Annotated in this window: 20 protein-coding genes, 4 tRNA genes and 1 pseudogene; 6 read left to right on the forward strand and 19 right to left on the reverse strand. The window is 60.4% G+C overall.

Annotated features, from left to right (window positions below; genetic code table 11):
- Nucleotides 1-14: 14 nt before the first annotated feature.
- A complete protein-coding gene (locus QF043_RS24640; RefSeq protein WP_307420499.1) occupies nucleotides 15-704 on the reverse strand; it encodes an energy-coupling factor ABC transporter permease in 690 nt (229 codons plus the stop codon).
- Nucleotides 705-833: 129 nt separating this feature from the next.
- Here QF043_RS24640 and QF043_RS24645 point away from each other — a divergent pair, with 129 nt between their 5' ends.
- From QF043_RS24645 to QF043_RS24655, 3 genes are all read left to right on the forward strand, one after another.
- Nucleotides 834-1,463 (forward strand): DUF1780 domain-containing protein, encoded by a 630-nt coding sequence (locus QF043_RS24645; RefSeq protein WP_053254334.1) that lies wholly within the window; start codon nucleotides 834-836, stop codon nucleotides 1,461-1,463.
- An 89-nt stretch (nucleotides 1,464-1,552) separates the two neighbouring features.
- On the forward strand, nucleotides 1,553-1,726 hold the full coding sequence (locus QF043_RS24650; RefSeq protein WP_017134503.1) for a DUF3094 family protein: 174 nt from the start codon (nucleotides 1,553-1,555) through the stop codon (nucleotides 1,724-1,726).
- A gap of 60 nt (nucleotides 1,727-1,786) precedes the next feature.
- The gene (locus QF043_RS24655; protein WP_307420500.1) at nucleotides 1,787-3,085 is read left to right on the forward strand and encodes an NAD(P)/FAD-dependent oxidoreductase; all 1,299 of its coding nucleotides are present in this window, start codon (nucleotides 1,787-1,789) and stop codon (nucleotides 3,083-3,085) included.
- A 193-nt stretch (nucleotides 3,086-3,278) separates the two neighbouring features.
- On the opposite strand, the gene QF043_RS24660 is transcribed toward QF043_RS24655, so the two are convergent.
- The 7 genes from QF043_RS24660 to rluD form a co-directional block, all read right to left on the reverse strand.
- A tRNA-Pro gene (locus QF043_RS24660) sits at nucleotides 3,279-3,355 on the reverse strand.
- A 94-nt stretch (nucleotides 3,356-3,449) separates the two neighbouring features.
- Nucleotides 3,450-3,525, reverse strand: a tRNA-Lys gene (locus tag QF043_RS24665).
- 5 nt (nucleotides 3,526-3,530) lie between these two features.
- A tRNA-Pro gene (locus tag QF043_RS24670) sits at nucleotides 3,531-3,607 on the reverse strand.
- A gap of 10 nt (nucleotides 3,608-3,617) precedes the next feature.
- Nucleotides 3,618-3,693 (reverse strand) — tRNA-Asn (locus QF043_RS24675).
- 303 nt (nucleotides 3,694-3,996) lie between these two features.
- Entirely contained in the window at nucleotides 3,997-6,561 is a 2,565-nt protein-coding gene (clpB, locus tag QF043_RS24680) for an ATP-dependent chaperone ClpB (RefSeq protein ID WP_307420501.1), read from the reverse strand.
- A gap of 149 nt (nucleotides 6,562-6,710) precedes the next feature.
- Nucleotides 6,711-7,436 carry a peptidoglycan editing factor PgeF gene (gene pgeF, locus QF043_RS24685; protein ID WP_307420502.1) on the reverse strand — a complete coding sequence of 242 codons (726 nt, stop codon included), beginning with the start codon at nucleotides 7,434-7,436 and terminating at the stop codon, nucleotides 6,711-6,713.
- Nucleotides 7,433-8,395 carry a 23S rRNA pseudouridine(1911/1915/1917) synthase RluD gene (gene rluD, locus QF043_RS24690; protein WP_017137596.1) on the reverse strand — a complete coding sequence of 321 codons (963 nt, stop codon included), beginning with the start codon at nucleotides 8,393-8,395 and terminating at the stop codon, nucleotides 7,433-7,435. Before rluD ends, pgeF begins: the two co-directional genes overlap by 4 nt.
- Nucleotides 8,396-8,544: 149 nt before the next feature.
- Between rluD and QF043_RS24695 the strand changes: the two genes are divergently transcribed.
- Together QF043_RS24695 and QF043_RS24700 are read left to right on the forward strand one after the other, a co-directional pair.
- Nucleotides 8,545-9,570 carry an outer membrane protein assembly factor BamD gene (locus QF043_RS24695; protein ID WP_307420504.1) on the forward strand — a complete coding sequence of 342 codons (1,026 nt, stop codon included), beginning with the start codon at nucleotides 8,545-8,547 and terminating at the stop codon, nucleotides 9,568-9,570.
- 126 nt (nucleotides 9,571-9,696) lie between these two features.
- A complete protein-coding gene (locus QF043_RS24700; protein ID WP_307420505.1) occupies nucleotides 9,697-9,930 on the forward strand; it encodes a PP0621 family protein in 234 nt (77 codons plus the stop codon).
- Here the strand turns inward: QF043_RS24700 and thiO are convergent.
- From thiO to pilV, 5 genes and pseudogenes are all read right to left on the reverse strand, one after another.
- A pseudogene (gene thiO, locus QF043_RS24705) lies at nucleotides 9,917-11,027 on the reverse strand (glycine oxidase ThiO). The gene QF043_RS24700 and the pseudogene thiO overlap by 14 nt on opposite strands.
- 62 nt (nucleotides 11,028-11,089) lie before the next feature.
- A complete protein-coding gene (locus tag QF043_RS24710) occupies nucleotides 11,090-11,491 on the reverse strand; it encodes a type IV pilin protein (protein WP_307420506.1) in 402 nt (133 codons plus the stop codon).
- 14 nt (nucleotides 11,492-11,505) lie between these two features.
- Nucleotides 11,506-12,030, reverse strand: a complete 525-nt coding sequence (locus tag QF043_RS24715; protein WP_305457665.1) for a PilX N-terminal domain-containing pilus assembly protein — start codon at nucleotides 12,028-12,030, stop codon at nucleotides 11,506-11,508.
- A gap of 5 nt (nucleotides 12,031-12,035) precedes the next feature.
- On the reverse strand, nucleotides 12,036-12,743 hold the full coding sequence (locus tag QF043_RS24720) for a prepilin-type N-terminal cleavage/methylation domain-containing protein (RefSeq protein ID WP_307420507.1): 708 nt from the start codon (nucleotides 12,741-12,743) through the stop codon (nucleotides 12,036-12,038).
- Nucleotides 12,740-13,225, reverse strand: coding sequence for a type IV pilus modification protein PilV (gene pilV / locus QF043_RS24725; RefSeq protein ID WP_307420508.1), 486 nt, complete (start codon nucleotides 13,223-13,225; stop codon nucleotides 12,740-12,742). The genes QF043_RS24720 and pilV overlap by 4 nt, the downstream gene beginning before the upstream one ends.
- A gap of 204 nt (nucleotides 13,226-13,429) precedes the next feature.
- Between pilV and QF043_RS24730 the strand changes: the two genes are divergently transcribed.
- A complete protein-coding gene (locus tag QF043_RS24730; RefSeq protein WP_307420509.1) occupies nucleotides 13,430-14,005 on the forward strand; it encodes a GspH/FimT family protein in 576 nt (191 codons plus the stop codon).
- Here the strand turns inward: QF043_RS24730 and ispH are convergent.
- The 6 genes from ispH to murJ form a co-directional block, all read right to left on the reverse strand.
- Nucleotides 13,959-14,906 (reverse strand): 4-hydroxy-3-methylbut-2-enyl diphosphate reductase, encoded by a 948-nt coding sequence (ispH, locus tag QF043_RS24735; RefSeq protein WP_017137605.1) that lies wholly within the window; start codon nucleotides 14,904-14,906, stop codon nucleotides 13,959-13,961. The two genes, QF043_RS24730 and ispH, sit on opposite strands and share 47 nt — an antisense overlap.
- 204 nt (nucleotides 14,907-15,110) lie before the next feature.
- The gene (gene fkpB / locus QF043_RS24740; protein WP_307421511.1) at nucleotides 15,111-15,548 is read right to left on the reverse strand and encodes an FKBP-type peptidyl-prolyl cis-trans isomerase; all 438 of its coding nucleotides are present in this window, start codon (nucleotides 15,546-15,548) and stop codon (nucleotides 15,111-15,113) included.
- A 7-nt stretch (nucleotides 15,549-15,555) separates the two neighbouring features.
- On the reverse strand, nucleotides 15,556-16,065 hold the full coding sequence (lspA, locus tag QF043_RS24745; protein ID WP_307420510.1) for a signal peptidase II: 510 nt from the start codon (nucleotides 16,063-16,065) through the stop codon (nucleotides 15,556-15,558).
- Nucleotides 16,058-18,889: an isoleucine--tRNA ligase gene (gene ileS / locus QF043_RS24750; protein WP_307420511.1), complete on the reverse strand. Its 2,832-nt coding sequence runs from the start codon at nucleotides 18,887-18,889 to the stop codon at nucleotides 16,058-16,060. Before ileS ends, lspA begins: the two co-directional genes overlap by 8 nt.
- A gap of 14 nt (nucleotides 18,890-18,903) precedes the next feature.
- Nucleotides 18,904-19,842: a bifunctional riboflavin kinase/FAD synthetase gene (gene ribF / locus QF043_RS24755; protein WP_016971190.1), complete on the reverse strand. Its 939-nt coding sequence runs from the start codon at nucleotides 19,840-19,842 to the stop codon at nucleotides 18,904-18,906.
- A 119-nt stretch (nucleotides 19,843-19,961) separates the two neighbouring features.
- Nucleotides 19,962-21,500, reverse strand: a complete 1,539-nt coding sequence (gene murJ / locus QF043_RS24760) for a murein biosynthesis integral membrane protein MurJ (RefSeq protein WP_307420512.1) — start codon at nucleotides 21,498-21,500, stop codon at nucleotides 19,962-19,964.
- Between the last annotated feature and the right edge of the window lie 223 nt (nucleotides 21,501-21,723).

Below are 21,723 nucleotides of genomic sequence, written 5' to 3' on the forward strand. Positions count from 1 at the left end.
GGATTTGATCTGGGTCAACGCCGCGAATCGTCGTCCTTCCACGGCGCCGACAGGTAGCGCGTGCGGTTGAAGGTCTCCAGCCATTCCGGGCAGAACACCACCAGGGCACTAATGACCATGCCGTTGATAAACGCCTCGGGGAAGATGATCAGCCACAGGTAACCGACGAAGTCCTCCAGCCACTCCGGCATGGCAAAACGGCCGTCAAACCACAGCAGCCCCAACGCCGCCAGCAGGCACAGCAGTGCTGACAGCGCCGCGGCGAAAAAACCGGAGCAGAAGATATACACAAAAGGGTTTCGCGGTTGCGCCCGCTCAACCAGCAGCGCGCAGGTCTCGGTGACCAGCACCGGCAAGCTGATCAGCAGCAGGCCATTGACCCCGACGGCTGCAAGATCCTGGCGCCCCAGCAGCACCAAGGCCAATTGCGCGGCCAACCCGCCGACGATTGCCAGGGGCCAATCCAGCAGCAGCGTCACGGCGGTCATGCCGATAAAGTGGTAAGACACGCCCGTGTCGAAATCCCGCCGTACCAGCCAGAGCATAAACAGCGCAAACACAGTGCCGAACAGCAGATGCTGGCGCCGCCGGTCGGCAAACAACTCGACCCACGGTGCGCGCAGGGTCGCCCACATGACCAATGGCGCGTACAACAGCCAGCCGATGACGAGCGTTTCCGGCGCCAACACTGCAGCGCTGATCACAAGCGTAATGCCTTTGCAAAAAACCTCACCACACACCTCGTCCATGGAGTCGCTGTTGAGTGGCCAGTCTACACCGGCGTTTCAAAGCAAGACTTCCTGTGGTCATCAATTGGACGCTAAGCTGCCAATATGGATGACTCAGATTATTTGCGCCTGCTCACCGTAGCGGCCGAACAAGCCAACGCGTTCTTGTCCAATGCCCGCAAATGGGAGCGTGAGCGTTGGGTCTGCCAGCGCCTGCTGCAAGGCCTCAACGTGCCCTACCGTGCCGAAGAATTTCACCCCGCCGGGCAAGAGCCGCCGGACGTGTTGTTTCGCGACGCCAGTTTCGAAGTGTTTTTCGTGCTGGATGAAGGTAGGCGCCTGAACGACGAATGGCGCGATGAGTTGCTGCGCCGGCGCAGTGCGTTTTCCTTGAGCCAGTTGGTGCGGCGTGAAGCCAAGCCACGGCGTATCCCCGCGCACGAGTTTTTGTTGCGCCTGGCGCCGACGTTGCGCAAAAAAGCGCATAACTACAAAGAACGCGGCATGGACCTGGGCGAGCTGGACCTGATCGCCTTCACCAGCCTCAAACGCGAAGTGCTGGACCTCAACAGCCATTTCCCACCGCCTACCGAATACCTGCGCCAAGGCTGGCGCTCGCTGTCGCTGGTAGGCCCAACCTTTGCGCGCGTGCTGTTTGCCCACCCGGACGCACCCGACTTCTTGCGCAACAACCTGGGGCGCAGCATAGTATTCGACGTGGGCATCAGCCTGTGACGCGGGCACCGGCTACGCTTGTGGCAAGCCCGCCAATCTCCTGACTGTAACGTGGCGCCCTTTTGCAACGTCTACCTGACGAGGCCTTTATGACCAGCCGCCTGAACCCCGATGACCAACAGCATGTCGAAGAGTACCTGCAACTCTCCCAAAACCGAGTCGAGCGCAAGCCTTTCCGGCCGTGGCTGCTCCTGGGTGTGGTGCTGCTGGTGGTGATCGGGCTCGGTCTGCTGAGCCGCCTTTTGAGTTACCTGACGCTATGAGCTGCGTGGCGCTCGCGAGGGTAACTGCTCCGATTTCTTTTAGCCTTGCGAGATATCCCCATGACCCATCGTATTATTATCGTCGGCGGCGGCGCCGGCGGCCTGGAGTTGGCTACCCGCCTGGGTAAGACTCTGGGCAAGCGCGGCACCGCCAACATCACGCTGGTGGACGCCAACCTCACCCATATCTGGAAACCGCTGCTGCACGAAGTGGCCGCCGGCTCACTGAATTCTTCGGAAGACGAGCTCAATTATGTCGCCCAGGCCAAATGGAACCACTTCGAGTTCCAACTGGGGCGCATGAGCGGGCTTGACCGCGAACAGAAAAAAATCCAACTGGCCGCCACCCTCGATGAAGAAGGCCGTGAGCTGGTGCCCGCACGCGTACTGAGTTATGACAGCCTGGTGATCGCGGTTGGCAGCACCACCAACGACTTCGGCACCGAGGGCGCGGCGCAGCACTGCCTGTTCCTCGACACCCGCAAACAGGCCGAGCGCTTCCATCAACAATTACTCAACCACTATCTGCGCGCCCACGCAGGCCAGACCGATGTGGAAGAGAACATCAGCGTCGCCATCGTCGGCGCTGGCGCGACCGGCGTCGAGCTGGCCGCCGAGCTGCATAACGCCGCCCATGAACTGGCCGCCTATGGCCTGGACCGCATCAAACCGGAAAACATGCATATCACCCTGATCGAAGCCGGCCCACGGGTACTGCCCGCGCTGCCGGAGCGGATCGGCGGGCCTGTGCACAAAACCCTGGAGAAGCTTGGGGTGACGGTACTCACCAACTCGGCGGTCAGCGAAGTGACGGCGGATGCCTTGATCACCAGCAGTGGCCAAGTCATTCCAGCGAGCCTGAAGGTGTGGGCTGCGGGTATCCGCGCACCGGCCTTCCTCAAGGACATTGACGGGCTGGAAACCAACCGCATCAATCAATTGCAGGTGCTGCCCACCCTGCAAACCACTCGCGACGAAAATATCTTCGCCTTTGGCGACTGCGCCGCCTGCCCACAACCGGGCACCGACCGCAATGTGCCGCCACGCGCCCAGGCCGCTCACCAGCAGGCTTCACTGTTGGCCAAGTCGCTGAAACTGCGGATCGAAGGCAAGGACCTGCCGAGCTACAAGTACACCGACTACGGTTCGCTGATTTCGCTGTCGCGTTTTTCGGCAGTGGGTAACTTGATGGGCAACCTGACGGGCAGCGTGATGCTCGAAGGCTGGCTGGCGCGGATGTTCTATGTGTCGCTGTACCGCATGCACCAGATGGCGCTGTACGGGTTCTTTCGCACGGCGATGCTGATGCTGGGCAGCAAGATTGGGCGTGGGACTGAGCCGCGGCTTAAATTGCATTAACAACTCGGTCCTGAGTGGGACCTTGTAAGTGTGGGAGCGGGCTTGCTCGCGAATGCGGTGGTTCAGTATTAGATGTATTGACTGACACACCGCCTTCGCGAGCAAGCCCGCTCCCACATTTGTCTTGTGGTGAGCCAAGGATTTTCGCGCACAAAAAAAATCCCCGTATCTTTCGATACGAGGATTTTTAATATGGTCGGGGTAAGGGGATTCGAACTCCTGACATCCTGCTCCCAAAGCAGGCGCGCTACCGGACTGCGCTATACCCCGGTAAAAAAAAGGCGACCTTTCAGTCGCCTTCTTCGATCAGTGCTTTTGGCCTCTGATCTTAAGATTCGATTCCAGCGTTAACTGGTCTCAAAAATGGTGGGTCGTGTGGGATTCGAACCTACGACCAATTGGTTAAAAGCCAACTGCTCTACCAACTGAGCTAACGACCCAAAAATGGTCGGGGTAAGGGGATTCGAACTCCTGACATCCTGCTCCCAAAGCAGGCGCGCTACCGGACTGCGCTATACCCCGGTTTTGAAATTGGCTCCGTGACCAGGACTCGAACCTGGGACCCAATGATTAACAGTCATTTGCTCTACCGACTGAGCTATCACGGAACTACATATTTCAAATTTACAACTTCTACTGCTTTACAACCTTCTCTTCGGCTTGTCCGTATCGCTACGTTCACGTCTCTGAGGCGCGCTATTCTACAATCTTAAAAACCCCTGTCAACCCTTTAAATTGCTTTTAAGACAATGATTTGCGCTTGTTTCTGATTTCTTCTTGGGGAGAAGAAACCCGTGGGCTGACGTTGCTGCGGGGCGCACTTTACAAGCCTTTGCCTTACAGTTCAACGCCCTATCGAAAAAAAAGGCCCCGCAATGCGGGGCCTCCTCTTATCGCGCTGCCGGCCGGGCTTAGTGGAAGACGATTTCGTCGTTTTCCACCGTGGCCGCCACGCTGGTCCCCGGCATGAAGCTGCCCGACAGGATCAACTGCGCCAGCGGGTTCTCGATCCAGCGCTGAATCGCACGTTTCAGAGGCCGTGCGCCATACACCGGGTCGTAGCCCACCGCGATCAGCTTGTCCAACGCATCGCTGCTCAGCTCCAGGTCAAGCTCGCGCTCGGCCAGGCGGCCACGCAGGCGGCCCAACTGGATCTCGGTAATACCCGCGATCTGATCCCGCGCCAGAGGCTCGAAGATCACCACCTCATCGACCCGGTTGATGAATTCCGGGCGGAAGTGCGAGGTCAGCGCGTCCATCACCGCCGCGCGCTGGGCCTCACGATCACCGACCAGCTCCTGGATCTGCGCCGAGCCGAGGTTGGAGGTCATCACGATCACCGTATTGCGGAAGTCCACCGTACGCCCGTGGCTGTCCGTCAACCGGCCATCTTCCAGCACCTGCAGCAAGATGTTGAACACGTCCGGGTGGGCCTTCTCGACCTCATCCAGCAGGATCACCGAGTAAGGCTTGCGCCGCACGGCTTCGGTCAGGTAACCGCCTTCTTCATAGCCCACATAGCCTGGTGGAGCACCGATCAAGCGCGCCACCGAATGTTTCTCCATGAATTCGGACATATCGATGCGCACCATGGCCTCTTCAGTATCAAAGAGGAACTCGGCCAACGCCTTGCACAGCTCGGTTTTACCTACGCCGGTTGGGCCGAGGAACATGAACGAACCGCTCGGGCGATTAGGGTCGGACAAACCCGCCCGCGAACGCCGTACCGCGTTGGAGACTGCCACCACGGCCTCTTCCTGGCCAATCACACGCTGGTGCAGCAGGCTTTCCATCTTCAGCAGCTTGTCGCGCTCGCCTTCAAGCATTTTCGACACGGGAATGCCGGTCCACTTGGACACGACTTCGGCAATTTCCTCCTCGGTCACCTTGCTGCGCAGCAGCTGGTTCTCGGGCTTGCCGTGCTGGTCGACCATTTGCAGGCTGCGCTCCAGGTCCGGGATCACCCCGTACTGCAACTCGGCCATGCGGTTCAGGTCGCCTTTACGACGTGCCGCTTCCAGCTCCTGGCGGGACTGCTCGATCTTTTGCTGGATCTGCGCAGAACCCTGCACTTCGGCTTTTTCCGAGGTCCAGATTTCTTCGAGGTCCGCATACTCGCGCTCCAGGCGCAGGATTTCTTCCTGAAGTTTTTCCAGGCGTTTCTTCGCTGCGTCGTCCTCTTCTTTCTTAAGCGCCTGGGATTCAACTTTCAGTTGAATCAGACGCCGATCCAGACGATCGAGCACTTCCGGCTTGGAGTCGATCTCCATGCGAATGCGGCTGGCCGCTTCGTCGATCAGGTCGATGGCCTTGTCCGGCAACTGACGATCGGTGATATAGCGATGGCTCAGTTTGGCCGCCGCAATGATCGCGCCGTCAGTGATCGCCACCTTGTGGTGCACCTCATACCGCTCTTTGAGGCCACGCAGGATGGCGATGGTGTCTTCTTCGCTGGGTTCTTCCACCAGTACTTTCTGGAAGCGCCGCTCAAGGGCCGCATCCTTTTCAATGTACTGGCGGTATTCGTTGAGCGTGGTCGCACCCACGCAATGCAGCTCACCGCGCGCCAACGCCGGCTTGAGCATGTTGCCGGCATCCATCGAGCCTTCGCCTTTGCCGGCGCCGACCATGGTGTGCAGCTCGTCGATAAACAGAATGATCTGCCCTTCCTGCTTCGACAGTTCATTAAGCAGGGACTTCAGGCGCTCTTCGAACTCGCCACGGAACTTGGCACCGGCGATCAGCGACCCCATGTCCAGGGACAGCAGGCGCTTGCCTTTAAGGCCGTCCGGCACTTCACCATTGATGATGCGCTGGGCCAGGCCTTCGGCAATCGCGGTCTTACCCACGCCAGGCTCACCGATCAATACCGGGTTGTTCTTGGTGCGACGTTGCAACACCTGGATGGTGCGACGAATTTCGTCGTCACGGCCAATCACCGGGTCCAGCTTGCCTTCTTCGGCGCGCTTGGTCAGGTCGACGGTGTATTTGTCCAGGGCCTGGCGCGACTCCTCATGGTTGGGGTCATTCACCGCCTCGCCGCCACGCAGGTTATTAATGGCGTTTTCCAGGGCTTTTTTGCTCACGCCCTGGCCCAGCAACAATTTGCCAAGCTTACTGTTGTCGTCCATCGCGGCGAGCAGCACCAGTTCGCTGGAGATGAACTGGTCACCTTTCTGTTGCGCCAGGCGATCGGCCTGGTTGAGCAGGCGCGCCAGATCCTGCGACATATTCACGTCGCCGGTAGGGTTTTGGATTTTCGGCAGTTGGTCGAGCTCTTTGCTCAACTCCTTGCGCAGGCTGTTGACGTCAAAGCCCACCTGCATCAACAAGGGCTTGATAGAACCACCTTGCTGTTCGAGCAGCGCCTGCATCAAGTGCGCAGGCTCAATCGCCGGGTGGTCGAGGCCGACCGCCAGGGATTGGGAGTCCGAGAGTGCCAACTGCAATTTGCTGGTTAAACGATCAATACGCATTAGTCACCTTCCTTTTGAGCAGGCCGGAGCTAGAAATACACATCCTGAATGAAGAAACCTGCCAGATACCCCTATAGATGGGGTGGATTCTGCAAGATTCAAGCAGCTGATCGTTGATGTGGATCAGCATTGATCCAAGTCAGGAGAGTCTAGCGCTCAAGCCAGATAAGGGAGGCGAACCGACCGGTGCGCGGGCTGCGCCGGTAGGAAAAGAAGCGTGGGTCGGTGACGGTGCATAAACCGCCCCCATATACAGCAGTGACACCGCGCGCAGCCAGGCGCAGGCGCGCCAGCTGGTAGATATCGGCCATGTACTTGCCAGGGTTATGGCTGGATACAAAGGCCTCGGCCGTGGCTGGCAGTTGCTGCATGAAGGCTTCACGCACTTCGGGGCCGACTTCAAAGGCTTGCGGGCCAATGGCCGGGCCCAGCCAGACGAGTACTTCGTCGGGTTCGGCATTCAAGCTTTCGAAGGCAGCTTCCAATACACCGGCCGCCAGCCCGCGCCAACCGGCATGGGCAGCCGCCACGCGGGTACCGGCGCGGTTGCAGAACAACGCGGGCAGGCAATCGGCGGTCATTGAGGTGCAGGCGACGCCGGGCGTGCTGGTCCAACTGGCATCGGCTTCAGCGATACGCGAAGGGTCAGCCTCCACCACGGTTATCCCATGAACCTGGCGCAACCAGGCAGGCTGGATAGAGAAGGCATCGGTGAGGCGGCGGCGATTCTCAAGAACAGCCTTGAGACTGTCCTCAACATGATCACCCAGATTAAGGCTGTCGAACGGCGCCAGACTGACGCCGCCCGCACGGGTGGTGACGCAAGCTTTGACTCCCGACGGCGCGGGCCAGTCAGGAATCAGCCAGTCATTCACCCGACAAATGCCTCGCGATCCTGCTTGAGCAACGACAACAACCAGACCAGATCGTCCGGCAGAGGCGATTCCCAGCTCATCCGCTTACCGCTCGTCGGATGATCCAGTTCCAGGAAACGTGCATGCAGTGCCTGGCGCGGGAAGGTTTTCAGCGATTCAACCATGGTCTGGCTGGCCGCTGGCGGAATACGGAAGCGACCACCGTAGGCCGGATCTCCGACCAACGGGAAGTTGATGTGCGCCATATGCACGCGAATCTGGTGCGTGCGGCCGGTTTCCAGCTTCACCCGCACATGCGTGTGGGAGCGGAAACGTTCGAGCACACGGTAGTGGCTGACGGCCGGCTTGCCGCCTTCCATCACCGCCATACGCTGGCGCTGCTGGCCGTGGCGGCCGATCGGGGCGTTGATCTTGCCACCCGCCACCACCACGCCGATCACGATGCATTCGTAGATCCGGCTGACACTGCGGGCCTGCAATTGTGTGACCAACTGCGTCTGCGCCTGAATGGTCTTGGCCACCACCATCAAGCCGGTGGTGTCCTTGTCCAGGCGGTGCACGATGCCGCAGCGCGGCACGTTGACGATGTCCGGCACGTGGTGCAACAAGGCATTAAGCAAAGTGCCATCAGCGTGCCCGACCGCCGGGTGAACCACCAGGCCTGCAGGTTTGTTGATGACCAGGATGTCATCGTCTTCATAGACGATATCCAGCTCGATGTCTTGGGCGACCCATTCTCCCTGGGCTTCCTGCTCGGCAGTCAGCTCAAGAATTGCACCGCCATGGACTATGTCTCGCGGGCGGATAACCGCTCCATCCACAGTCAGGCGGCCGTCTTTGATCCAGGCGGAAAGGCGCGAGCGCGAGTGCTCAGCGAATAATTGTGCGGCGACTTGATCGAGGCGTTGGCCGCCCAATTCGGACGGCACCTCTGCGCGAAGTTCAATTTTATCGGACATGCTCAGACTAGGCGTGGCACAGCCTTTGGTTTCGGCTGCGCGCTTGTGGTTAAATACGGCGTCTTTTGCCCCGAGGCTTTCAACGGGGCGCTCATCATAACAGGACGGCCCCGCCCAAGACAGCGGCCGTCATAGGGACGCAAGCCGCCATGCAAGTGAAACACCTGCTGCTGATCGCCATCCTCGCCATGACTGCTGCTTGCTCGTCAACAAAGGAAGTCGTCGACGAAAACCTGAGCGAAGTCGAGCTGTATCAATTAGCTCAAAAAGACTTGGACAATAATAGCTACACCAGTGCCACAGCGAAGCTGAAGGCCCTGGAGTCGCGCTATCCGTTCGGGCGCTACGCCGACCAGGCACAGCTTGAGCTGATCTACGCCAACTACAAGAACGCGGAGCCGGAAGCTGCCAAGTCCGCCGCCGAGCGTTTTATCCGGCTGCACCCGCAGCACCCGAACGTGGACTACGCCTACTACATGAAGGGCCTGACCTCGTTCGACCAGGACGTTGGCCTGCTGGCGCGCTTCCTGCCGCTGGACATGACCAAGCGTGACCCTGGCGCTGCCCGCGACTCCTTCAACGAGTTCGCCCAGCTCACCAGCCGCTACCCCAACAGCCGCTACTCGCCGGACGCCAAGCAGCGCATGATCTACCTGCGCAACCTGCTGGCGTCCTACGAGATTCACGTGGCCGACTACTACCTGACCCGTCAGGCGTATGTAGCTGCCGCCAACCGTGGCCGTTATGTAGTTGAGAACTTCCAGGAAACCCCATCCGTAGGTGATGGCCTGGCGGTCATGACCCAGGCTTACCAGGCATTGCACCTGGATGCATTGGCGACCACCAGTCTGGAAACCCTGAAGCTCAACTACCCGGACTCCCCAAATCTGAAAGACGGCCAGTTCGTGCCTCGGGTAGCTGAAGCAGACAACCGTTCCTGGTTGAGCAAATATACCCTGGGCCTGATCAGTTCCCGTCCACCGCTGCCGCCGGGCGAAACCCGCGCCAACCAGGACGTGATGAAGCAGTTCCAGGACGCCAAGGAAGCCATTCCTTCGGAGCTCAAGCCGCATGACGCCAATGGCGACGTGATCGAAGAAGAAGCACCGCAGGCCCTGGGCAACAATGAAGACCGTTCGTGGTTCAGCTACATGACCTTCGGCGTGTTCGACTGATTGCACACAGCGTCATCAAGAAGGAGCCTCTCGAGGCTCCTTTTTTGTGGGCGCCTGGTTATTGCACTGTGCGCTAGCCACGCGCTTGGCTAAACTGGCGCATTCCCTGTCGAGAAACTGCCCATCATGCTTCGTCTACTGTTCTGGATTGCCGTCATTGCTGCCGCGGTATGGTTCTGGCGCAAATTCAAAAGCCCGGCGGCTAAACAGCAACGCTCCGCCGAGCCGGGCGCGGCCTTGATGGTGCGCTGCGCCCGCTGCGGCGTGCACCTGCCGCAGGACCGCGCACTCAGTTCAGGCCAGGCGTGGTACTGCACCCAGGCGCACCTGGAACAAGGGCCGAAGTCTATCCAGCGTTGATCCGACCGACGGGCGCATACGGCGCCGGGTCGATGATCGGGGTACGGCCCAGCAGCAAGTCAGCAAACAGTTGGCAGGATGCCGGCGCGAGCACCAGCCCATTGCGATAATGCCCGCAGTTGAGCCAAAGCCCTTTGAAACCGGGTACTTCACCGATGTAAGGGATACCTTCCGGTGAGCCAGGGCGCAAACCGGCCCAGTGGCCTACGACCTCGGCATCTGCCAGCGCGGGAATCAATTCCACCGCCGACGCCTTCAGGCTTTCCAGGGCCGAGTCAGTCGGGGTCTTGTCGAACCCTTCGTGCTCCAGCGTGCTGCCGATCAGAATGTGCCCGTCACGCCGTGGAATCGCATAACGCCCCTTGGCCAGCACCATGCACGACAAAAAATCCGACGCGCATTTGTACAAAATCATTTGGCCTTTGACCGGCTCCACCGGCAGCGACAGGCCCAGCTTGCCGAGTATTTCGCCGCTCCAGGCACCCGCCGCCAGCACCACCTGGTCGCCCAGGATCGGCCCCGCCGAGGTGTTCACACCCACAACGTCGCCACCTTCAATAACGAACCCCTCCACTTCGCACTGCTCATGAAGGGTCACGCCCGGTAACGCCAACAGCGCCGCCTTGAGGGATTTGACCAGACGCGGGTTACGTACGTTGGCCACGTCCGCCATGTAGATCGCCTGGGAATACCCACCACCCAGCACCGGCACGGCATCGTGGGCGGCCGACACATCCACCTTGCTCAACGGCCGGCCTTCGCGGGCAGCCCAGGCCAACGCCTGGGCTTCATCTTCCAGGTCCAGCCAGTAAAGGCCTGTGGTGTGAACCTCTGGATCAACCCCGGTGGCCGCAAACAGCCGCTGCGGCCAACTGCGGGTAAAAATCCTGCGACCAATGGGCCAGTGCGGTGACCGCCGGGCTGTAGCGCCATGGGTACAGCGGCGAAACGATACCGCCACCCGCCCAGGAAGACTCCTGCCCCAGCCTGGAGCGCTCCAGCAGCACCACGGACTGCCCCTCGGAGGCGAGGTTGAACGCGGTCAACAAGCCGATAACACCGCCACCGACAATCACCACTTGCTGTTGCTTAGCCATCATTTGATCCAGCCGATAAAAAGGAAAAAGCGCACCCGGCGCCCATTCATCCAGCACCCTCATCATTGCCCCCAGCACGCATGGCGCGACATTTCAGGTATCGCGCCCGGATTGCTGCGCACGCCGGTGCTGGACAAGCTGAACTCACCGCAAGGGTCATTCGCCATAAGGGCGCCGACCGCAGGCGAGGCGACCAAGGTGAATGCCTGGGGGCTCAACGCAGTGCTGATTCTATAGTGATCATTGCCGGCACTGGCGCCGCCTGCATCAATAAAAGTGCCGTGGCGCGTGTAAAAACGCTCGAGGTGCTGCGCCTGCTCAGTCAGCAGTGCAACGATCTGCGCGCGGTAGGCTTTTTTCACCTGCCCGGTATACGCGGGGTACGCAATCCCGGCCAAAAACGCGATGATGGCGACCGTGCCCAGTAACTCGATCAGGGTAAAACCTTGGCAATCCTTGCCCATTGATATGCTCCTTACTATTGAAGTTGTCGCCATAGAACTCTATGAACGTTCAGGCCTCCCTCTGCCTGTGCATAGACTGCCTCCAGCACCGTGCGCACCTGGCCACTGCTCCCAACTGCGGTCACGCGGTACAACGCGGCCGGTGTCCCGGCAGGCAAACCCGCCAGCTCCACGCCCATTCCCAGGGATTGCACGCCATACAGGCCGCCTTTCAGGGCAACCCAAGTGACCGCCGAAACAGGGTGTGTGCCAGCCGCTACGACCCACGCCGACTCCACCGGCGGCGCACAGGTGCTGATTGCCCGACACACCGGCAGTGTCGCGCCGGCCCGTCGGATCACCGACTCACCCAACCGCAGGCCACTTTCGGCGCTTTGGAATGACTGGTTTCGATGCCAAACGCTGCCGGTAATCTTTTGTTGGGACACCGCCCCTTGCATCGATGCCAGGCCGATCAATGACAGCACCAGCAGAAACACCAGGCTGATCAGCAACACCATGCCGGTTTGCCGCGCAAAAACACCGTGATGATTGAACATGCGCCCTACCTCAGCCGGTTTCGCAAGGCTGCTACCACGCTGTAGGCCTGATCTTTCACACGCCCGGTCGGGTCTTGCAGCGTCATGCGCAGGCGTACGCTGCGGATCAGCGATTCATCCGTCGGGCGGGCGTCATAGCGCGCTACCTGAGGTGAACCTGGTTTGCCTGCCACGCCGAAACTGATGTCGAAGGCCTGCACATTGTCCAACAGCACCGCCTTGGCCGGCGCCGCAGGGGTACTGACCTTCAGTTGCCCAGTTTCAAAGGTGTAGGTGAGTTGGCGCAGCGCAAAGCGGAGCTGCCCCGGCATCGGTAGCGGTGAATTCCCCGCGTAGGCCTGGGCCGTGCCGAGGCAATCAGAGAGCACCGTCCAGTCTGGCGTGCCGCCCTCGCCTGCAACCTCGGCGGTGACCAGCGTCAGCGACCAGGCGCTGCCTGCAGAATCCCAGCCGAGAGGTCGATCAAAGGCTGGCGGTGCGTGGTCGATAGAGGCTGTCGCCAGGCAGCCGAACATGCCTGTCTGGCGGATATCCTGGATCATCCTGCCCAGCACAAACCGCGCATCATCCTGCAACACCATGGCGGCCTGTTGGCTGGCGTAAGTCGCGCGAGCGCTGATCGCCACCTGGCTGACACCCAATACCAGCAGCAACCCGACCGCCAGTGCGAGCAACAACTCCACCAGGCTGAAACCACGCATAGAGCGTCTCATTGAAGCGCCTGCGGTTCGCCGGCAATGCGGCTGGTGAGGGTGAAGGTTTGCCGCGCCCCACGAGTATTTGCCCCACGGGAGTCATCCCAACTGATGCTCACGGTTACCTCGCCACCGCTGATCACCACCGAGCCTTTGGCGTCGCCGCCGCCGAAGCCGATGATATTGGCTTCGAAGTCATGCAGGTCCAGGTCCCGCACGCTGGCCGTCGAGGTATTGGCGGGAGCGCTTTGCATGAGTGCCCATGCGTAGTCGGCGCCGGAGTTGGCGCGGATTCGATCGAGCATATCGTAGGCAATGAAACTGGCCTGGCTGGTCATCCTTGCACTGTCGGTGTACTTGAGTGCATTGAGCTGGGTCACTGCGGCGCCCAGCAACCCGACGGCGAGAATCAACACCGCCACCAGCACTTCGATCAAGGTCATGCCGGTTTGCTGTCGAGGCAGTGCGCAGGGGAGAAGTCTGTTCGGGCAGGCAAGCATTACCGTCGTCATCCGTGTCGAAGGCCAAAAAAAAGCAGCGCAGCACTGCTGTACGAGCCAAGACTAGCGCCGGTTTTTGCCCCGCGCCGTAATCGGAACAAAGGGAAATACTTTGGACATAAAGGCCATCATCCAGCCCCGCCGCCGGGCGCTATACCTAGGTCTCCAACCCCATTTTTACCCTTGCCCACGGAGGGACAGACTATGCAACAACGCGGTTTCACCCTGATCGAACTTCTGTTCGGCCTGTTACTGGGTGGCATCCTGGTGACCGTGGCAGTGCCCGCCTTCAAGGGTTTGCTTGCGTCGCAGCAGCAACGCAGCGCGGCACACTCGCTTGCCGAAGGCCTGCGGCTGGCGCGCACGGAGGCAATCACCCGCAATCGCGCAGTGATCATTCAGGCGCTGGAGAACGATTGGAGCCGAGGATGGCAAGTCATCGTGGATATAAGCGGGCGCGGTGAGCCGGGTACCGACAACCCGATACTGCTGGAACGGCAGGGCAATGGGCGCGTGCTGATGGCGGGCAATGGGCCAGTCAAGAACCAGGTACGCTTCAGCGGGCTGGGTGAGCCGGTGTTTGCGGGGGGTGGCTTCCGTGCCGGTACGGTGCACATCTGCGGCACCGACCCGGCACAGAGCCGCTATCAAGTGGTGCTGGCGCCCAGCGGGCGCATCAGCCTGCGCAGTGAGGCCACCGAGCAGGCGCTGTGCGGCCCCGGCGCCGTGGCACTCAGAGCAGCGAGCGAACCCGCAGCTCTTTGGGCATCGAGAACGTGATGTTCTCTTCGCGACCGGCCAATTCATCCGCGCCGGTAGCACCCCAGGCCTGCAATTGCTGGATCACGCCACGCACCAATACTTCTGGAGCCGAAGCACCCGCGGTGATGCCGATACGCTCAACGCCATCGAACCAACTGCGCTGCATGTCTTCGGCGCCGTCGATCAGGTAGGCCGGCGTGGCCATGCGTTCCGCCAGTTCGCGCAAGCGGTTGGAGTTGGAACTGTTGGGGCTGCCCACCACCAGGACCACATCGCACTCGTCGGCCAATTGCTTGACCGCGTCCTGACGGTTTTGCGTGGCGTAGCAGATGTCGTCCTTGCGTGGGCCGCCAATCGCCGGGAAGCGTGTGCGCAGGGCATCGATCACACGGCTGGTGTCATCCATCGACAGCGTGGTTTGAGTCACGAAGGCCAGGCGATCCGGGTTTTGAACCTGCAACTCGGCGACGTCTTTTTCGTCTTCCACCAGGTAGATAGCACCGCCATTGCTGGCGTCGTACTGGCCCATGGTGCCTTCGACTTCCGGGTGACCGGCGTGGCCGATGAGGATGCATTCACGGCCGTCGCGGCTGTAGCGCGCGACTTCGATATGGACTTTGGTCACCAGCGGGCAGGTGGCGTCGAACACCTTGAGGCCACGGCCGGCCGCTTCGGTGCGCACTGCCTGGGACACGCCGTGGGCACTGAAGATGACGATAACGTCGTCCGGCACCTGGTCGAGTTCTTCGACAAAGATAGCCCCGCGTGCGCGCAAGTCTTCAACCACGAATTTGTTGTGGACAACTTCATGGCGCACGTAAATCGGCGGCCCGAACACTTCCAGGGCGCGATTGACGATTTCGATCGCCCGGTCCACACCGGCGCAGAAGCCACGGGGGTTGGCGAGTTTGATTTGCATGCTGTGCCTCGTGTCTTGCCCTGTGCAAGCGCGCTTGTGTGGCGAGGGAGCTTGCTCCTGCTGAGCTGCGAAGCAGTCCCAACCTGGGTGTTCGAGAGACATCTGGTGTATCTCGGAGAACCCTTTGGGAGTGCTCCGCACTCCAGCGGGAGCAAGCTCCCTCGCCACAACAAGCCCGCCTCTACATTAGGCCGAATTCTTCAGTTAGAGCGCTTTAACGTCGATGATTTCAACGTCAAACGTCAAGGTTTTACCGGCCAACGGGTGGTTGAAGTCGATGGTCACTTGCGCGTCATCAAAGGTTTTAACCACACCGGGCAGCTCGGTGTTCGCCGCATCGTTGAAGATCACCAACAGGCCCTCCGACAGGTCCATGTCCTGGAACTGCGAGCGCGCAATGATCTGCACGTTTTGCGGGTTGGGCTGGCCAAAGGCGTTTTCCGGCAGGATCTGCAGGGTGCGCTTGTCGCCGGCCTTGAAACCGAACAGTGCCGCTTCAAAACCCGGCAGCAGGTTGCCGTCACCGACCTTGAAGGTCGCCGGGGCTTTGTCGAACGTACTGTCGACCGTGTCGCCATTCTCCAGGCGCAATGCGAAATGCAAAGTGACTTCCGTGTTCTGGCCGATGCGTTGCTCAGCCAATACCTGATCAGTCATTGACGGTCTCTCCGGTTTTCTTGCTTTTGAACATATCCAACGCCAGCATGATTGCACCGACGGTGATGGCGCTGTCGGCAAAGTTGAACGCCGGGAAGTACCAGCGGTTCTGCCAATGCACCAGAATAAAGTCGATCACATGGCCCAGGGCAATGCGGTCGTACAGGTTGCCCAGCGCGCCGCCCAGCACCAGGGCCAGGGCGATTGCCAGCCAAGTGTCATCGCGGCCCAGGCGCTTGAGCCACACCACGAGCACCGCACTGACCACCACGGCGATCAGGGCAAACAGCCAGCGCTGCCAGCCGCCGCTGTCAGCCAGGAAGCTGAAGGCGGCGCCGGTGTTGTAGGCCAGGGTCCAGCTGAAGTAGTCAGGAATGACCACGATTTGCTGGAACATCTGCAGGGTGCCTTCGAAATGAGCCTTGCTGACCTGGTCGATGACCAGGACCAGCACGCTCAGCACGAGCCAACCCAGACGTCCGAAACGGCTGGTTTTAGGCATAGTGGCGAACCTCGCCAGCACCGCTGATGTTGTCCACGCAACGACCGCAGATTTCCGGATGCTCCGGGTTTACGCCGACGTCTTCACGGCAGTGCCAGCAACGGGCGCACTTGGGGAAGGTCGACTTGACCACTTTGAGCTTGAGGCCCGGGACTTCGGTGGCCACTGCGTCCGCAGGGGCCTGGGCAAACGGTGCCAGGCTTGCAGTCGAGGTGATCAGCACGAAGCGCAGTTCGTTGCTCAGCTTGGCCAGGTCGGCGGTCAGGCCTTCCTCGGCAAACAGGGTGACTTCGGCTTGCAGGTTGCCGCCGACAGCCTTGGCCGCGCGCTGAACTTCCAGCTCCTTGTTCACCGCAACCTTGACGGCCATTACACCTTCCCAGTACTCGCGGCCCAGTTCGAAGTTGGCCGGCAATTCGGTCAGGCCTTCGTACCAGGTGTTGAGCATCACCGACTCGTTACGCTCGCCCGGCAGGTATTCCCACAGTTCGTCGGCGGTGAAGGCCAGGATCGGTGCGATCCAGCGCACCAGCGCTTCAGAGATGTGGTACAGCGCGGTCTGCGCCGAGCGGCGCGCCTTGCTGTTGGCGCCGGTGGTGTACTGGCGGTCCTTGATGATATCGAGGTAGAAACCACCCAGCTCCTGCACGCAGAAGTTGTGGATCTTGGAGTACACGTTCCAGAAGCGGTATTCGCCGTAGTGTTCCTGCAACTCGCGCTGCAGCAACAGGGTACGGTCCACGGCCCAACGGTCCAGGGCGAGCATGTCCTCGGCCGGCAGGATGTCGGTGGCCGGGTTGAAACCGGTCAGGTTCGACAGCAGGAAGCGTGCGGTATTACGGATACGGCGGTAGGCATCGGCGCTGCGGGCCAGGATCTGGTCCGACACGGCAATTTCGCCCGAGTAATCGGTCGAGGCGACCCACAGACGCATGATGTCGGCGCCCAGGGTGTCGTTGATCTTTTTCGGCTCGATCACGTTTTTCAGCGACTTGGACATCTTGCGGCCCGTCTCGTCGACGGTGAAGCCGTGGGTCAGCAGTTCGCGGTACGGCGCGTGGTTGTCGATGGCGCAGCCAGTCAGCAACGACGAGTGGAACCAGCCACGGTGCTGGTCCGAGCCTTCCAGGTACAGGTCGGCACGCGGGCCGGTGGCGTGGCCCATCGGGTGCGAACCGCGCAGCACGTGCCAGTGGGTGGTGCCGGAGTCGAACCACACGTCGAGGGTGTCGCTGATCTTGTCGTACAGCGGCGCCTCGTCGCCCAACAGCTCGGCAGCGTCCAGCTTGAACCAGGCTTCGATGCCTTCCTGTTCAACGCGCAGCGCCACTGCTTCCATCAGCTCGACGGTGCGTGGGTGCAGCTCGCCGCTTTCCTTGTTCAGGAAGAACGGGATCGGCACGCCCCAGTTGCGCTGGCGGGAGATGCACCAGTCCGGGCGGTTGGCGATCATCGAGTGCAAGCGCGCCTGGCCCCAGGCCGGGACGAACTTGGTTTCTTCGATGGCTTTGAGCGAGCGCACACGCAGGGTGTCGCCGCTGGTCGGCTCTTTGTCCATGCCGATAAACCACTGCGCGGTAGCGCGGTAGATCAACGGGGTCTTGTGACGCCAGCAGTGCATGTAGCTGTGCTTGATGGTGTCGGATTTCACCAACGCACCGACTTCGCTCAGCTTGTCGATGATCGCCTGGTCGGCCTTGAAGATGAACTGGCCGCCGAAGAATTCCAGCGACGGCGCGTACACCCCATTGCTCTGCACCGGGTTGATGATGTCGTCATTCACCAGGCCGTACTTCTTGCAGATGACAAAGTCATCCACGCCGTAGGCAGGCGAGCAGTGAACAATGCCAGTGCCCGAACCCAGTTCCACGTAGTCAGCCAGGTAAACCGGCGACAGACGGTCGTAGAACGGGTGACGGAAGTTGATCAGCTCCAGCGCGGTGCCGGTGGTGGTGGCGATGACCGAACCTTGCAGCTCGTAGCGCGCCAGGCAGGCTTCGACCATTTCTTCAGCCAGCACCAGCAGGCGATCACCGACGTCCACCAGGGCGTAGGTGAATTCCGGGTGCACGTTAAGCGCCTGGTTGGCCGGGATGGTCCACGGGGTGGTGGTCCAGATCACGATGGCTGCAGGCTTTGGCAGGCTCGACAGGCCAAAGGCCTGGGCCAGCTTGGCGTCGTCGGCGATCGGGAAGGCCACGTCGATGGTCGAGGACTTCTTGTCTTCGTACTCGACTTCCGCTTCAGCCAGGGCCGAACCGCAGTCGAAGCACCAGTTCACGGGCTTGAGGCCCTTGAACACGAACCCGCCTTTGACGATCTCGGCCAAGGCACGGATTTCACCGGCCTCGTTCTTGAAGTTCATGGTCTTGTACGGGTTGTCCCACTCGCCCAGCACGCCCAGGCGGATGAATTCGGACTTCTGCCCTTCGATCTGCTCGGTGGCGTAGGCACGGCACAGTTCGCGGGTTTTATCCGCGCCCAGGTTCTTGCCGTAGGTCACTTCGACTTTGTGCTCGATCGGCAGGCCGTGGCAGTCCCAGCCCGGAACATAAGGCGCGTCGAAACCCGAAAGAGTTTTCGAACGCAGGATCATGTCCTTGAGAATTTTGTTCAGCGCATGACCGATGTGAATCGTGCCGTTGGCATAAGGAGGGCCGTCGTGCAGGACGAACTTCGGACGATCCTTGCCAATTTCGCGCAACTTTCCGTACAGGCCAATACTGTCCCAGCGCTGCAGGATCTGCGGTTCGCGCTGTGGCAGGCCGGCCTTCATTGGGAAGGCGGTGTCCGGAAGGTTTAGCGTGGCTTTATAGTCGGTCATTTAAGGCTCTTCGGTTAGCGATGGGCGCTAGGTGCGGCTAGTGCACGGGCGGCGGCGACATCCGCATTGATCGCCGTTTTCAACGCCTCAAGGGAGGCGAAACGCTGCTCTTCACGCAGCTTCTGGTGGAAAACCACCGTTAAACGCCGGTCATACAAATCACCGGCAAAATCCAAAAGGTGAACTTCCAGGTGGGCCTTGCCATCACCTGCAACCGTGGGCCTGACGCCTATGTTGGCGACTCCCGGCCACGATTGGCCGTCGATGTCGACACTCACCAGGTAAACCCCGGTGAGTGGCACACGACGACGCTTGAGTTGCACGTTGGCGGTTGGCGTGCCCAGTTGGCGCGCCAGCTTCTGGCCGTGCAATACCCGCCCGGCAATGCGGAACGGGCGACCGAGCAAACGCTCGGCCAAGGCGAAGTCGGCAGCCGCCAAGGCGTTACGCACCTGGGTACTGCTCACGCGCAGGCCGTCCAGTTCGACGGTTTGCGCGGCTTCGACGGTAAAACCTTGATTCACACCGGCGTGTTGCAGGAAGTCGAAATCGCCGACGCGGTCGCAGCCGAAACGGAAGTCGTCACCGACCTCCAGGTGCTGCACGCCCAGGCCATCGACCAGGATGCGGTCGACGAACTCGGCGGCGCTGAGGCTTTGCAAGCGCTGGTTGAAAGCCAGGCACAACACACGGTCAACGCCCTCTTCAGCCAGCAGTTGCAGCTTGTCACGCAGGCGGGCCAAGCGGGCCGGCGCCGTCTCGGGGGTAAAGTATTCCCGCGGCTGTGGCTCGAAAATCACCACGCAGCTGGGCACGCCCAACTCGACCGCACGTTCACGCAGCCGGCCCAGGATAGCCTGGTGGCCACGGTGAACACCGTCAAAGTTGCCAATAGTGGCGACGCAGCCCCGATGCTCGGGGCGCAGGTTGTGGAGACCTCGAACCAGCTGCATAACGCGCTTCTTGCTCATAAAGTGGTCGATTATAACCACACCCGGCCCCGGACGACAGGCAACAGCGCAGGCCAAATGGATCGAATCGATAAAACAACCGTTTTATCACGGCAAAGTCTCTAGCCAAGCGACTTTCGATTGAAATCACGCAGGCGGAAACCTTGCAACAGCAACATCCCGAAGTACACCACTACACCCGCCACGACCAGAACACCCAGGCGCATGAAGCGTTCGAGCATATGGCCTTGATCCCAGGCGGGCATGACGTGCATCAGGCCCAGCAACACCGCCGACATCATCGCCACCGCCACCAGCAGCTTGAGGGCAAACAGGCCCCAGCCCGGCTGCGGCTGATACATCTGCTGCTTGCGCAGTTGATAAAACAGCAGGCCTGCGTTGATGCAGGCACCCGCGCTGATGGCCAGGGCCAGGCCGGCATGGGCCAATGGGCCGATAAACACCAGGTTGAGCAGTTGCGTGACGATCAGGGTGAAGATTGCGATTTTGACCGGCGTGCGGATGTTTTGCTGGGCGTAGAAGCCCGGCGCCAGCACTTTGATCACGATGATGCCGAGCAGGCCGACGGAGTAGGCGACCAACGCGCGCTGGGTCATCGACGCATCAAACGCGCTGAACTGGCCGTATTGGAACAGCGACACGGTCAACGGCTCAGCCAGAATGCCCAGGGCCAGGGAACACGGCAACACCAGCAAAAAGCACAGACGCAGGCCCCAGTCGAGGATGCGTGAGTACTCCTGGCGGTCCTTGCTGGCATAGGTGCGCGACAGCGTCGGCAGCAAGATTGTGCCCAAGGCCACACCCAGTACGCCGGACGGCAACTCCATCAAGCGATCGGCGTAGTACATCCAGGAGACCGAACCGGACACCAGCAAGGATGCGAACGCGGTGTTGATGATCAGGGAAATCTGGCTCACCGACACGCCCAGGATCGCCGGCAACATATTGCGCATTACACGCCATACGCCAGTGTCCTTGAGGTTCAGGCGTGGCAGCACCAGCATGCCGATTTTTTTCAGGTGCGGCAGTTGGTACAGCAACTGCGCCAGGCCGCCGGCCAGTACCGCCCAGCCCAGGGCCATAACAGGCGGGTCGAAGTACGGCGTCAGGAACAGCGCAAAAATAATCATGCTGACGTTCAGCAATGTCGGCACGAAGGCCGGTACCGAGAAACGGTTCCAGGTATTGAGGATCGCCCCGGCCAGGGATGACAGCGAAATCAGCAATATATAAGGAAAGGTCACGCGCAGCAGGTCAGTGGTCAGCGCGAATTTTTCCGGGGTATTGGCAAAGCCGGGGGCCGTGGCCCAGATCACCCAGGGCGCGGCGAGCATGCCGACGAGGGTTACCAGCATCAGTACCAGGGTCAGCAGGCCCGAGACATAGGCAATAAAGGTACGGGTCGCTTCTTCGCCCTGCTGGGTTTTGTATTCGGCCAGGATCGGCACGAACGCCTGGGAAAATGCGCCCTCGGCGAAGATCCGCCGCAGCAGGTTGGGCAGTTTAAAGGCAATAAAGAACGCATCCGTGGCCATGCTGGCGCCGAAAATGCGCGCCAGCAGGGTGTCACGCACAAACCCCAAAACCCGGGAGATCATCGTGATAGAGCTGACGGCAGCCAGCGATTTGAGCAGATTCATTGAAAGAGTTTGCGCCTTTAGATAAAGAGCAGGCGAACAAAGCGCCCACTTATGCGATACTGCGCGCCTGCAACAGCACAGAGCCAAAGCTCGCGAGTTTACAGGTCAAGCGCCGGAAATAAATCACCCGCCTCTTCAGATCGACCACTCAGCAGTTCGCATCAGCCGCCCTTGACAACCCATCAAGTCATCGGCATGATTCGCGGCCTATTTTGTTTGCTAT

Origin of the sequence: Pseudomonas sp. W3I7 (assembly GCF_030816095.1) — a bacterium.
Taxonomy (GTDB): Bacteria; Pseudomonadota; Gammaproteobacteria; order Pseudomonadales; family Pseudomonadaceae; genus Aquipseudomonas; species Aquipseudomonas salomonii.

Coding starts and splice junctions, on each gene's coding strand:
- QF043_RS24715 (WP_305457665.1), bottom strand. CDS start 12,030: ATGTTCAATCATCACGGTGTTTTTGCGCGGCAAACCGGCATGGTGTTG.
- QF043_RS24700 (WP_307420505.1), top strand. CDS start 9,697: ATGCTTCGTCTACTGTTCTGGATTGCCGTCATTGCTGCCGCGGTATGG.
- ileS (WP_307420511.1), bottom strand. CDS start 18,889: ATGACCGACTATAAAGCCACGCTAAACCTTCCGGACACCGCCTTCCCA.
- QF043_RS24695 (WP_307420504.1), top strand. CDS start 8,545: ATGCAAGTGAAACACCTGCTGCTGATCGCCATCCTCGCCATGACTGCT.
- QF043_RS24655 (WP_307420500.1), top strand. CDS start 1,787: ATGACCCATCGTATTATTATCGTCGGCGGCGGCGCCGGCGGCCTGGAG.
- pilV (WP_307420508.1), bottom strand. CDS start 13,225: ATGCTTGCCTGCCCGAACAGACTTCTCCCCTGCGCACTGCCTCGACAG.
- QF043_RS24720 (WP_307420507.1), bottom strand. CDS start 12,743: ATGAGACGCTCTATGCGTGGTTTCAGCCTGGTGGAGTTGTTGCTCGCA.
- clpB (WP_307420501.1), bottom strand. CDS start 6,561: ATGCGTATTGATCGTTTAACCAGCAAATTGCAGTTGGCACTCTCGGAC.
- lspA (WP_307420510.1), bottom strand. CDS start 16,065: ATGCCTAAAACCAGCCGTTTCGGACGTCTGGGTTGGCTCGTGCTGAGC.
- murJ (WP_307420512.1), bottom strand. CDS start 21,500: ATGAATCTGCTCAAATCGCTGGCTGCCGTCAGCTCTATCACGATGATC.
- ribF (WP_016971190.1), bottom strand. CDS start 19,842: ATGCAGCTGGTTCGAGGTCTCCACAACCTGCGCCCCGAGCATCGGGGC.
- QF043_RS24710 (WP_307420506.1), bottom strand. CDS start 11,491: ATGGGCAAGGATTGCCAAGGTTTTACCCTGATCGAGTTACTGGGCACG.
- ispH (WP_017137605.1), bottom strand. CDS start 14,906: ATGCAAATCAAACTCGCCAACCCCCGTGGCTTCTGCGCCGGTGTGGAC.
- rluD (WP_017137596.1), bottom strand. CDS start 8,395: ATGTCCGATAAAATTGAACTTCGCGCAGAGGTGCCGTCCGAATTGGGC.
- QF043_RS24730 (WP_307420509.1), top strand. CDS start 13,430: ATGCAACAACGCGGTTTCACCCTGATCGAACTTCTGTTCGGCCTGTTA.
- QF043_RS24650 (WP_017134503.1), top strand. CDS start 1,553: ATGACCAGCCGCCTGAACCCCGATGACCAACAGCATGTCGAAGAGTAC.
- QF043_RS24645 (WP_053254334.1), top strand. CDS start 834: ATGGATGACTCAGATTATTTGCGCCTGCTCACCGTAGCGGCCGAACAA.